The sequence below is a fragment of the Actinacidiphila alni genome (assembly GCF_900112845.1).
Taxonomy (GTDB): domain Bacteria; phylum Actinomycetota; class Actinomycetes; order Streptomycetales; family Streptomycetaceae; genus Actinacidiphila; species Actinacidiphila alni.
The window spans coordinates 202909-215856 of sequence record NZ_FONG01000015.1; the positions used below are offsets into that span (position 1 = coordinate 202909).

At 69.2% G+C, this 12948-nt stretch carries 5 protein-coding genes; 3 read left to right on the plus strand and 2 right to left on the minus strand.

The window, feature by feature from the left end:
* Nucleotides 1–259: 259 nt before the first annotated feature.
* Together BM076_RS24025 and BM076_RS24030 are read left to right on the plus strand one after the other, a co-directional pair.
* Nucleotides 260–1024 (plus strand): ABC transporter ATP-binding protein, encoded by a 765-nt coding sequence (locus tag BM076_RS24025; RefSeq protein ID WP_093715758.1) that lies wholly within the window; start codon nucleotides 260–262, stop codon nucleotides 1022–1024.
* Nucleotides 1025–1028: 4 nt separating this feature from the next.
* Entirely contained in the window at nucleotides 1029–3329 is a 2301-nt protein-coding gene (locus BM076_RS24030) for an ABC transporter permease (protein ID WP_093715759.1), read from the plus strand.
* A 21-nt stretch (nucleotides 3330–3350) separates the two neighbouring features.
* Here BM076_RS24030 and BM076_RS24035 read toward each other — a convergent pair whose 3' ends face one another.
* Nucleotides 3351–3887: a PadR family transcriptional regulator gene (locus BM076_RS24035; RefSeq protein WP_093715760.1), complete on the minus strand. Its 537-nt coding sequence runs from the start codon at nucleotides 3885–3887 to the stop codon at nucleotides 3351–3353.
* A gap of 163 nt (nucleotides 3888–4050) precedes the next feature.
* A complete protein-coding gene (locus tag BM076_RS24040; protein ID WP_093715761.1) occupies nucleotides 4051–11442 on the minus strand; it encodes a hypothetical protein in 7392 nt (2463 codons plus the stop codon).
* Between the two features lie 1312 nt (nucleotides 11443–12754).
* Here BM076_RS24040 and BM076_RS37090 point away from each other — a divergent pair.
* Nucleotides 12755–12948 (plus strand): hypothetical protein (locus BM076_RS37090; RefSeq protein WP_218160113.1); only part of this gene is annotated, 194 nt, incomplete at its 3' end.

Sequence of the window (12948 nt, forward strand, 5' to 3'; positions counted from 1 at the left end):
ACGGTCTCATGTCAATGGGCTGCGTGAAAGACGCTCTGTGCGAGCCTGTTTGCCCAGGTCGAAGACGGCAGCGGGCGACTGTCGACATCCGCCGTACTTAACGTGTATTTACGTGCGCGCAGAAAGTTGGTGTGCCTGCCCCCGACGACTGATCCGTACCGTCTCCCGGTCCGTATCAAGGGATGACGACGGGGACGCCGCGCCGCGGTGCGCCCCGGCATCGGGCCGAGACGATCCGAGACGATCCGGGAGGCACGGCATGACACAGGTCGAACGGCCGCCGACCGCGCCCCTCATGCTCGACGTACGGGGCCTGGTCAAGACGCACCGCTCGGACGGCGGCGAGGTGCACGCCGTGCGCGGCGTCGACCTGCGGGTGAGGGCCGGTGAGTTCGTCGCGGTCACCGGACCTTCCGGCGCGGGCAAGTCCACCTTGCTGCACCTGCTCGGCGGCCTGGAGAAACCGGACGCGGGCCGCATCGTGCTGGACGGCCGACGGGTCGACGGGCTGAGCGAGGCACGCTGGGCCGTGCTGCGCAGACGGCACATCGGCATCGTCTTCCAGTTCTTCAACCTCGTCTCCACCCTCACCGTCGCCGACAACATCGACCTGCCCGGACTGCTGGCCGGCCGCCCCGCCCGGCAGGTCCACGCCGACCGCCGCCGTCTGATGGACGAACTCGCCCTCGGCGGCCGGGAGGACAGCACTCCCGGCGACCTCTCCGGCGGTGAGCAGCAGCGCGTCGCGCTGGCCCGCGCCCTGGTCAACCGGCCCGGCCTGCTGCTCGCCGACGAGCCCACCGGCAGCCTGGACAGCAGGGGAACGCGGGAAGTGCTCCGGCTGCTCACCCGCTACCACGCGGCCGGACAAACCGTCCTGCTCGTGACGCACGACGCCCGGATCGCCACCGCCGCCGACCGGGTGATCAGCCTCTTCGACGGCCGGATCGCCGACGACCTCACCCTCGACGCGGCGTCGGCGGGCCCTCGCACGGCCGCCGAAGTCCTCAGACTCCAGGACTGACGGGATGAGGGCGACGAGCCGCTGGGCACTGGCCGATCTGCGCACCCATCGCGGCCAGGCGCTGTCGATCGTCTGCGCCACGGCCGGCATCACCATGGCCCTGCTGCTGTCGGTGGCGCTGCTCGTCTACGCGGCCAACCCCTGGGAACGGGCCTTCGCCACCACCCGGGGCGCCCATGTGTGGCTGCGCACGGACGCCGTCGCGGACACCGGCGCGCTCGCCGGACTCGACGGGGTCACGGCCGTCTCCGGCCCCTTCCGCACGGTGCTGGCCACCGTCCGGCACGGCGCGGACCAGGCGACCCTCGGGCTGCGCGCCACCGGGCCCGTACCGCCGAAGGCGGCCCGCCCCCAACTCGTCGGCGGCCAGTGGCTCGACGGACGGCAGACCGACGCCGTCGTGCTGGAGAAGACGGTCGCCGCGGCGCTCTGGGCCGCCACCGGCGACACCCTGCGCGTCACCGTGGCGGGCCGCTCCCGCTCGCTGCACGTCGTCGGCGTGGCCGAGACCGCCGAACCGGGGTTCGGCACCGGCGGCGCCCCGGGCATCGGCTGGGCGAACCCCGCCCTGGTCGCCGAACTCGGCCGGGCCGGCGGGCGTACGGGTCAGACCGTGGGCCTGCGGCTGGCCGACCCGGCCGACGCCGACTTCACCGTCCAGCGGGCGGTGGCGCTGGTCGGCCCGGAACGGGTCGTCAGCGTCTCCACCTGGCGGGAGACCAGGGCGGAGGCCGAGGGCGACAACCACATGCTCGGCCTGATCCTGGGCCTGTTCGGCCTCGGCGCGCTGCTCGCGGCGGCGGTCGCGGTCACCGGCGGCGTCGGCTCCAGGGTGCTGGCCCACGTCCAGGACATCTCGGTGCTGAAGGTCGTCGGCTTCACCCCCGCGCAGATCGTCCGCATGTTCCTGATCCAGCACGCGGCCCTGGCCACGGCGGGCGTCCTGGCCGGGACCGCCGCCACCGAGCTGCTCGGCACGCGCGTCCCCGGCAGGCTCGGGCAGGCCATGGCCCTGTGGCGCACCCTGCCGGAACACGCCTGGGCGGTGCCGGTCACCGCGACGGTGACCGTCCTGGTCTTCGCCGCGGCCACCGTGCTGGCCTCCTGGCGGGCGGGCCGCATTCCCCCAGTACCGGCAGTACGGCAGGCGGCCGCGGCCGGCCGCGGCCTGCTGCCGCGCGCGGCCGGTGCGGCGCTCGGGATGCGGGTGCCGCCCGCACTGGTCCTCGGCTGGCGCGGGGCCGTCCGGCGGCCGCGCCGCTCGGCCGCCGCGGTGGCGCGGCTGGCCCTGCCGCTGTTCATGATCACCCTCGCGCTCGGCGCCTGGGCAACCGTCGGCAGACTCGGGAGCGACCCGGCGGCGGCGGGGCTCGCCGAACGGCTCACCGCGCGTCCCGTCCACCTCTCCGACCCCGCCGCCCGCCGCGCGCTCGCCCGGCAGCCCGGGATCGCTGTCGCGCACCCGACCGTCGAACTCCCCGCCCTGGCGCCGGGACAGACGGCCACCGTCGTCCTGCGCGGCGTCGGCACCGCCGCGCACCCGTACCCCTTCGTGATCGCCGACGGCCGGGCGCCGGCCGGCCCCGACGAAGCGGTCGCGGGGCAGGGCCTGCTGGACGCCCTGCACGCCCATGTCGGCCAGTGGGTACGGCTCACCGTCGGCGGCACCCCGCACATCGTGCACATCGTCGGGCGGAACATCGAGGCCCGGCACAGCGGCCGGGTGGTCTCCATGTCCTACGACGCGCTGCGCCGGCAGGACGCCACCGTGACCCCCGACTTCTACAGCCTGGTGCTGCGGTCCGGCGCCCGGCCCGCGGCCGTCCGCGCGGCGCTCACCGCCCCGGGCGCCGCGGCGTTCGAGGTCCGCACGGTCGCCGACCCCACGGGCGGGCTCGCCGCGGGACGCGGCGTCGTCCTCGGCGCGATCGCGGTCCTCGCGCTGATCGGACTCGGCGAACTGTCCACCGCCGTCGCCGTCTCGGTGCGCGAGCACTCCCGCGACCTGTGGGCGTACCGCACCGTCGGGCTGACCCCGCGGCAGAGCGTCGCCGCGGTCGCGACGACCACGGCCCTGATCACCCTCTGCGCCGCCGGCACGGGCATCGCCCTCGGCGTGCCGACCGCCTGCCGGCTCATCGACCTCCAGGCCGACGCCGTCGGCATGGGCGCGGGCGTCGCCCGGCCGCCGTGGTGGGCCGCGCTGCTGCTGGTCGCGGGCGCGGCCGTGTCGATCGCCACCGCGGCATCGGTGATACCCGCGCGGCGGGCGGTGCGGCGGCGGGAGGGGCGGCTGCGCTACTGACGGCTTCCCGGCGGGGCCGGGTCACTGCGCGGAGCGGCCGTCCTCGCTCTGCTCCAGCTCCTCCTGGCAGCGCTCCAGCCAGTCCAGGTCGGCCTGGAGGTGCAGCGTCGCGCCCTCGATGAGCAGCCGGGCGATCGGACCGCCCTCGGCGTCCTCCTCGCCGTCCATCCGGGACAGCGCCCGCATCAGGTTGAGGTAGTGCCGCCGCTGCTTGTTGATCAGCCCGACCTCGTCCGGGCGGCCGGTACGGTGGGCCAGTGCCAGCTTCATGAAGAAGTCGTCGCGCACCCGGGGCGCGTCCGACGGCGTCTCGTACCAGGCGTCCACCGCCTCCCGCCCGGCGGCGGTGATGCTGTAGATCCGCTTGTCCGGACGGTCGGACTGGCTCACCAGCCGCCCCTCGATCAGCCCGGCCTGTTCCAGCCTGCCGAGCGTCACATAGATCTGCCCGACATTCGGATGCGGGTAGGCGGAGCCCAGCAGCCTCTCCAGCGCCTGCTTCAGCTCATAGCCATGGGCAGGGCCGGCGACGAGCAGCGCCAGCAGGTGGAGACGCACGGTGCCGGATTCCCTTCTCGGCCGGACGATTCCCGCGGCGCCGCGGCCCCGGCACGTCCCGCGACGCCGGCGCCCGGAGCGGCGCCCCGTTACTGCTGTACATCATGCCTGCTCCCGGGACGGGCCGCGGGGGCAGGTGAGCGTTGTTCGGGGAACGGCGCTGTCACCTCGGGGGGCGCGGCTCGTCGCGCGACGGCAGCGGCTGCGGTCGGCCCGCCGCGGGGAAAGCGCCGCCGAGCGCTGTGTAGAGATCGAGTACGGCGTCGCTGAAGCGGCGGCCGTACACGAGGCCGGTGAACACCTCGGCGACGAAATCCCGGGGGCCTGCCGCAGCCCGTCGGCTGACCGTGGCCGCCAATCGCCTGTTGTGAATCAGCGCGCCGCCCTGAAACGAGGAACCGTTGAATTGGGCGAATCCAAGTTCATGATAATTCGGCCCCGCCCACTGGTGATGCAGCGCGCGTCCCAGTTCGCGAACGAGATCGGCCTGGTGCGGCGGGCCGCCCGGAAACTGCGGGTCGATCACCAGCGCTCCGGGGGCGAAATATTCCACGGCGCCGCCCAGGAGGCCGGACGTGTCCGCTCCGGATGCCGTGTTCTCTGCGGGAGGACCCGGTCGGCTGGGCAGTAGATGGACGTCAAGATGCGGAATCATGAATCCCGCTGCCTTGATCCTGTCCGACGCATTCTTCAACGCGTGGATCTGCGAAGGCGCCCACGGGTCGTTCTTCCGATGGTGCACGGACATTTCTGTGCCGGGCAGAACCGTCGGGACGGCCGAGCCAGCCGGTCCGGGCCCTTCGTTCGCGGCAGCGAGCCGTGCTCGCAGTCGATCGGCGTCGACGTCGTCGAATGCCCGAACGGCCTCATCGGTCAGTCCGTGCTGTGCATTGCGTTGGGCCAGCAGCGAGTGGTGGAGCGGCGCGTTCACACCGGGTGCCACCTCGTCCGCAAGGGGGCGTCGCACGTAGGGCGCCAAGTCCGGGGAAAGCCAGTGCGGCGCGGCTGCCACTGCCACCCGTTCTTGTGCCCGCCGGTGCTCCCGGGCAGCTCGTTCGGCCACTCTCGACCGGTCAAGAGCGATCCGCAGCAGATGAGCGGTCACATGTGCGTCCAGTCGGTTGACGGCGGTCGCCTGTGGGCCTCTTGCCTCGTCCGACTTCTGCCAGTGGCGGATTGCCTGCTGAACGGCGGTCAGCGCCCGGCGGTTGGCGTCGGAGTCCGAGGGTGTCCGCCGCGCTCCCGCGGCCCAACTGCCGAGGGTAGTGGTGACTGCGCGGAGCGCGGTGGAACGGATTGTGTCGGTCCGGGCGCCGTCCTTCAGCCACCAGTCGACGATTGCGGTGTCGTCCAGCGCGGCCTGCGAGAATTCCGGGCCGGCCGGGACGGCTTCGCGCCCGCGTTGCGCGTCCGCCGCGCGCTGATATTCCCTCCGGTAACCGTCCTCGCTCACCAGGGTGCCCAGCAGTTGCAGATAGCGGCCGCGCATGCCGCTTTGCGGCAGGCCGTGCTCCTCTTTCGCATGTGTCGCGCCCATCAGACTCCCGCGCACACCGCTGAAATGCGGATACTCAGGGCTGGCGTACTCGTCCCGCAGCCCCAGTTGATGGCCGAGTTCGTGGGCGTAAACAATTCCCTTGGCTTGGACCGGCCAGCGCCTCTGGTTGGGAGGCGACCAATCGCGGGTCAGCGTCACAATGGTATGTGCGTCATCGCTGATGGTGAATTCCAAGGTGACGTGGAGGATTTCCCCGCTGGGCAGCTGGTACTGCGGAAGGTTGTACAGCTCCTCGACTGCCTGGCGGGCGCGTTCCTCAACGGCTGATATATGGTCGGGCATCACGGCGCCTTCGGTGATGAAACCGATTCTTATTGTCAGGTCAGCGACCGGACGGCCGCGAAAAACGAAGTGCCGGACGTCGAAGGCCGACCTCACCACGATATTGGACATCGGATACGCGAACGAGTGGGTATGCGGTATCACGACCGCCCTGCTGCGCACGGTATCCCAGTCGTCACCAGCGGGCAGCGGAATACCGGGAGGTGCCTGTTCCGAATCCGTCGTACTCTCGACCGTGGTCGGGCGCTCAGGTGATCGGTCGTCCTCGCGTGCTGCGTCGGCCATGAGGTGCTGCACGTTCGCGGCAAGGGGTCGGCGCATGGTCGACGGATCGCGGCGAGGCGTGCGGATCATCATGGCGAGCCGCTTGGCCCCGAGAAGGGAAAGGTCGTTGACACTCGTGATGAGTTGGTCACTGGCCCCGTGCGCGCGCAGTACATTTTTGAGCAATCGCAGGTCCGACGCGATCGGCTTGTCATGCCGCGTCGGGCGCGGCGGCGCCGACGCGCCCTGGTTCGCGTCGGTCGGTGCTGTGCGGCCGTTGACCGGATTCAGTGCGGAATAGGACGTGCCGTCGCGGTACACATACAGCCGCTGAGGGGAGCCCGGGCCAAGCTCCAGCGGGCGGTCCCCCGTCACGCTGACGATGTTCATGCCCATTGCCGCCGCGGTGATCTCAGGAACCCGATCGAAGAATAGTGTATGGCGCAGGCCTCTTCGTAGCAGGGCGAGTTCGACGACTTTACTGGTCGCCAGGCTGCGCAGCCCGGCGAGGGTCGGGAAAATTTCCTTCAGCTCGGGTTTGAGGTCGAGTAGCTTGTTGTAGTAACTCTTGCCTGCTTTGCTGTTTCGTTTCATTTCTTTGACGATGTGCTCGCGAAGGTGCGCGGCCTGAACCTGCTGGATGTGTCGCTGGCGTACAGCCTGATCAATCCGCGAGCGGTCCGCCGTGAAATCATGGAGAATACGGCTGGCTGCGTGTGCGCCGAATTTTCGGACGATCTCCTGATCATTGGGGTGCGATATTCTTTCTACCAGTTCGGAGGTGTACTGGCGTGACAGTAGATCCGTTTCGATTTCGATCTGTTCGAGCTCCGACAATTGAGGTGCCGTGCGCCCCGTTATCTGCTCCAGTTCCGCCAGTGACGTGATGTCGTCCACCAACGTCGTGATCGCGCTCGGCCCCGCATCTATTGTTTTCCGCATTTTCACCGCCGCAGCGGAATTCCCGGAGAACCAGAGGGCGGCATCACGACGAAGTTCGCGGGGGCCCAACCGGTGCATCCCGGAGTTCGCGTGCTGTCGGGCGCCGCTCTCCAGTACCGAGACAAAGAAGTCGTTATTGTTCTGTGGGACCAGTACCTGCTCGAACGTGGTGCCGTCCACTGAGCGGACGGTGGGCATCTCGTTGCGCCGCGCGGCCGGTCGAGGGGGCGGTGTCGTCATGGGGGACCGCTGCTGGGTCTTCGTTCCGGAATTTCCCATGAGAGTTTCGTACGCTTCGGTGGCGAGATTTTGTGCGGAACGCTGTGGATCCGGGCCCGGCTGGGGCTGTGTGGGCCGGTTGTGGTCACTCCGCGGATTGATGCGGACAGTGACATCCAGGCGCTCACCAGGTTGCCAGGTGCCGACGGTCTCCGTGAACGTGATGCCGGCGATCGACGGCTGACTGGGTGGCGAGTCTGCCTGCTGATCGTTGAGTTCATGGTGCACTTTGATCTTCAGGTAGTGCCTGGCCTCGGACAATCGCCAACGTGCCTGCTCCGAGTCGAGCCTCCCTCTGGCGATCTCAACCGTTGGCATTTCCATGCCGGCCCGATGATTCACGAGGGCGGCTCTCGCTATGTGCACCGCAAGCGCGGCCAACAGCGTTTCGTGTTCGCTCGACAACCCGGTCGAACTGACACCGAACATCAGCGTGACCGGATCCGGAACAGACAGAGGAGACGCGACGCGATCCGCCCGCCCAACGCCTGTTCGCCGGGAAGCGCCGGTAGGGAGTCCGGTGCGGGTCGTCGCTTCGTCACCGGCCGACGACGTGGCTTCCGTCTGACGGCGGCCCTGGCCACGGCGCTCCCGCGCGGACTCGGAGGCGCGGAACATCGAACCCGTCACTCGAGGATCAAGGGCATCGATCTGACGTGCCTGTTCATCCTCCTCGGACCGGTTCCACTTGGCCCGGCGGTCTCTCCCGTTCAGCGCGGAGCCAACGTCTTCGCCGTGCAGCCGTCCCAGCGACAACATAGTGTTGAGCTGTGCCGTCGCGGCCGGGGACAGAGTGTCGAGACGTGCGATGAGCGACTCGCTAGCCTCGTTCTGGCGCAGCATCCCTGCCAGGATCCGCAGTTCGGGGCGGATCTGCGGACGGGCCGCGGACACTGGATGATCGTCGGGCGTCGCGTCCGACCCTTCGTGTGCCGAGCCCGCGTCGGGGGCCTTATGGACCACGGAGGCTGGATCACCGACCGGATTCAGTGCCGTGTAGTGGGTGCGACCGTCGTAGAACACGTACAAGGAACGGGACGCACCCGGGTTGAGATGATGTGTGTGTCCCTCCTGTGCCGCGGCGATGTTCATGCCGAGTGCCAAGGCGGTGATTTCCGGGATCCGGTCGTAGAACGGCGTGGTCCACAGTTCAACCTGCCGTGCCGCGGCCGCGGTTGCTTCGACATTCGTCAGGTCAAGGAGGCTCCGCAGCGTCGGGAATATTTCCCGCATCCTGTCGGAATGTTTCAGAAGCCGGTCGTAATACCGCTCGCCGAGCGGTCCGCCCTCTTCCAGCGCTTGGGCGAGCCGTTCGCGGAGATGTGCCGCCTGCGCCCGTTCGATGAGTCTCTCCCGATCGACCTGGGAGGGGGTCGGAACGAAATCCGGGAGAAGACGCCTGGCGACGTTGGGCCCGAAATCTCCTACAATATCGCGGTCGTTGCTTTCAGTGAACCTCCTGGCCAGTTCGCGGCTGTACATCGGTGACTTCAAGCCCTCGTCAATGGCGTCCAGTTCAACGCCCGACAACGGCTGCGCCAGTTGACCCATGATGTCTTCGAGGCGGCGCAGCGACCTGATGTCGTTCGTCAGCGTTCTGACCGGGCTCGGACCGGACGCGATGTGTTCACGCACTGCTGAAGCGGCCGGATCGCTTCCCATGAACCAGTCGGCGACCAGAGCACGAAGACCGCGCACGTCCAGACGCCGCGTCTCCGAGTCCATGTGCTGCAGCCCGGCACTCACCAGCACGGAGGTGAAGAAGCAGTCGCCGTCGGCATTGACACGCAAGCGTTCGAATGGCACGCCGTTAACCGAGCGGGTGTCCAGCACGTCGCGTTCGTGCGTGGTCACGACGGGCGGCTGCGGCAGGCGTCGGAGAGCGGATGGCTGTTGCCTGTGGGGTGTGGCTGGCTGTGCGGTGTCCCGGCTGCTGGACGGTTCCGGCCACGGCCGAATGGTTTTTGTGTGCGACTGCGGTGCGACGGGCGCGGGTTGAGAGGACTGCGCCGTTGGCGTCGGGCGGGGCGGCTGGGAAGCGGGCGGGGGCGGTGGAAGCGGGCGGACCGACTGGCTGCCGCTGGACGAGCCGCCGGTCGTATTCGCGTCTCGTGGGGCTTGAACCGAGTCCCTGGCTCCGCCGGGCAGGTAGGCCCGCCGCGGCTTTGGCTGCCCTTGTGCGAGCTGCCGTGACAGTGCTTCGGCCGCAGCCCGGTGACCGCCGCTTGTCATCAACTCCCGAGCGACGGCGTACACCGCGACATGAGAAGTTTCCATGGAGGCGAAGTCGGGTCGCTCCTGCGGACGGAAGCCCTCCACCGTCTGGTGGGTACGAACGATGTTGAGAGCCGTCGTCAGCGATTCCGCTGACGGTGCTGCGGTTGGCCACGTAGCCGCCAGTGTCTCGCGGAGCGTACGGGTGTCGCCGGCGACGGGTCCGGCTCCTGCGCCGGGGTCGGTCATGGCGCGTACGGCCGCGGCCAGGCCGTGCCCAGGCGGGAGGGCCTGCCGCCGTGCCCTGCGGCTGCGTGACGGGGCTTCCTGGCCGGGGCCTGACCGGATGTCGTCTTGCCGCTGCTGTGATCGCTCCGGATGGAAATACGCCGTGACGTCCAGCTTATTGCTTGATTCCCCAGCGTCGATGACCTCTTCGAAGGCGATGTCGTCGTCCGACAGGCGATAGGACAGCGAGTCCGACTGGAGGTCGTTGAGCGTGGTGGTCAGTCGTATGCGCAGGTATCGCTTGATCTCGGCGGACCGCCAGCGGGACAGCTCGGATTCGAGGCCGCCTCTGGCTATGCTCACCGTCGGCATTTCGAGCCCCAGCGTATGGCTCAAGATGGCCGCCTCTGCGATTGTCGCTGCGGCTGTGTCCAGCTGTTGTTCGTGTGACGCTGTCAAGCGGACGGACCGGCTGTCGAAAGTCAGCGGGACCGGACCCACGACATGCTCTCGACTCGTGTGTCGGTGCGCTTGCGGGAGTTCAGCCGGCCGCTCGTCGGCGTCGGCACGGCTGTCACCGGTTGGGAGGTGCACCTCGGTCCGGGCGGGCGGCGGGCCGTCCGGGTGGGGACGGGCCGCCGGGACGGCCGTCGTGCGCTGCGGCACGCCGGACCCGGAGCCGGCGCCGCGGGGGCGTGCGGGGGTGAGCATCGCGTTGAGCTGTGCCACCCCTTGAGGGGACAGATCGTTGAGGCGCGCGATGGCTGCCTCGCTCACGTCGTTCTCCCGCAGAATGTGCGCCAACTGCTGCAGCACGGGCTTGACCGGCGCGCGCCACTGGGTCATGGGCGCCTGTTCACCATCCGGCAGTGACGACAGGTCCGGCAGGGAAGCTCCCGAGAGGGGACGAACCAATGGGTCGTGGCCGCCGACGGGGTTGAGTGCCGAATAATGTGAATCGCCGTCGTAGTGCACGTACAGGGGTCGGGACCCGCGCGGGTTGAGCGGAGTGGGCACGACGTCTTGGACAAGGATGTTCAGGTCGAGCGCGACCGCTGTGATCTCGGGAACCCGGTCGTAGAACGGGGTGGTCCACAGCTCGGTCCGCCGCACGGCGGCCTTGACGATGTCGCTGGTGGAAAGACTCCTGAGGTTACGGAGATCCGAAAATTCAGTTTGCAACGCCTGATGGTAGTCAAGCAGCCTCCGGTAGTATTTGATGGCCGTCGGGGTGTCTCCCTCCAGCACCTGGATCACATGTTCACGGAGGTGTGATCTCTTTGCGGACTCGATTTGTTTTCCAAGACGGGTCTGATCGATTTTCGAACGGTCGGGAGTGAAGTCGTCCAGGAGATGTTTGGCCACACTCGCTCCGAAGTCTCCCACGATGGCGCGGTCCCCGCTGTTCGTGATCCGACCGCGCAGTTCTCCCGTGTACTGGCCGGCCATGAGACCGAGCTCGATCTTTTCCGTTTCCTGTTCGGACAACTTGGGTGCGGAGAAGCCTGTGATCTGCTCCAGCTGGTCCAGGCGCAGATCGTTGACGAGTATCTGGATCGGGGTGAGCTCGGAGTCGAGCTGGTCGCGGATCTCCTGGGCACGTGCGTCAGGTCCGCCGAGCCAGTCGGCGACACGGTCTCGGAGCCGGCGCACGTCCAGATGCCGCAAGTCGGAATCGGTGTGCTGGCGGGCGGCGCCGGCGAGCACCGAGGTGAAGAAGCAGTCACCGTCCGGTTCGACACGGAGCCGCTCGAACGGGCGGTCGTCGACCGTGATCGTTTCCTCCACGGCGCGCACCTGCGCGGCCGGGACGGGCGGCGTCGGCCGGGGGCGCGTCGCGGCCTGTGACCCGTCCGGCAGGTTCGGCTGATCGGAGTTCTGTCGGCCGGGCACCGCTGGAAGGCGGCGGACTGCCGTCGGCTGCGGTGCGGTCATGGACCGCCCAGGAGCCGGCCGGAAAGGCGGTACGGGTCGCGGCTCGTGAACGGAAGGGGCTTGGACTGGGTGGGGTCCGGCGCCCTGCCGCATCGCGGGGATTGCCGGCATAGGCCGAGGGGCGGTGGAGCGGGGCACGGGCGGTTGGGCGGGGGTTGTCCGATCGCCGCTTCCCGAACCGCTTGCCGTGTTCCGGCCCGGTGGGTTCTGGGTTTCGGAGTCGCTCCTGGTCCCGCCGGGGAGGAATCCCCGTTCTGGTCTCGGCTGCCCCTGCGCGAGCCGCCGTGACAGGGCTTCTGCCGCCTCCCGGTCGCCGTCGCCGGACGCGAGTTCCTGCGCGACCGCGTACACCGCCAGATGGGAGGGGCCCATCGAGGCGAAGTCCGGTTCGTCCTCCGGGTGGAACCCTTCCACCACCTGGTGGGTCCGGACGATGTTGAACGCCGTCGCCACGGTCGCGGGAGGTGGTGGCGCGGACGACCACGTACGCTCCAGCCGCTCACGTTCCGCGCCGGCGTCTACGGGGGCAGAGCTCGTCTCCACGGCCGGCGCGGGCACGGCGCCGGTCAGGGTGGAGTAGGCATCTGCGGCCAGACCGTCCGAGTCACCCGGGTGCCGGGTCGGCTCCGTGAGCGGCGAAGTGTTGCCCAGGAGCGAACCAAAACCCTTCCGTCCGGTCAGCAGCGGTTGTTGCTCCAGCTCCGCCATGGGTTCCGGAACATTGTGTGCGTCGTCGGGCCGGATGTTGGTGGCGGGGTCGGACCCGGTGGTGGTCGTGGGTGTGGGTCGGGGTGGGGTGGGTGTCCAGGTGCCGGGGGCGGGTTCGGTGAAGCGGAAGGTGCGGGGGTGGGGTGTGGGTGCGGGAGCCGGGCGGTTCTCGTGTGCGGTGGTGGGGGTTCGGTTGGGGTGGTCGTGGTCCGCGGCCGTGGGGGTGGTTTCACGTGCCCCGGGCCTGCCAGGTGTGATGGGTGTGGTGGTTGGCGGGTGGTCGAGGGTGTCGGGTCGGTTGAGGGGTGTGGTGGGTGGCAGGGGGGTGGGGGTGTTGGTGAACGGGCGGGGTGTGGTGGACGGCGGGGGGGCGGTGAACGGTGACGGGCCGTCCGGGCCGGGCCGGGTGGTGGTGTGGTCGGGAGTGTCGGCGGCGCTAGTGGGTTCGGTGGTCTTCTTGGCGCTGCTGGTGCTGGTGTCCGCGGACTTGGTGCCGGGTCCGGGTTTGGCCGGGCTGGTGGTGATGTCGGGTGTGCTGGTCTTGATGTCAGCGGTGGGTGTGCTGGTGGTGGTTGGGGTGGGGGGTGGGGTGTCGAGGCCGAGTTTGGTGCGGAGGCCGGAGCCGAGATTGGTGGCGTGGAAGGCCAGGGC

Bases quoted from the DNA above. Each gene is read 5' to 3' on its own strand.
- BM076_RS24025 (WP_093715758.1), top strand. From the start codon at position 260: ATGACACAGGTCGAACGGCCGCCGACCGCGCCCCTCATGCTCGACGTA.
- BM076_RS24030 (WP_093715759.1), top strand. From the start codon at position 1,029: ATGAGGGCGACGAGCCGCTGGGCACTGGCCGATCTGCGCACCCATCGC.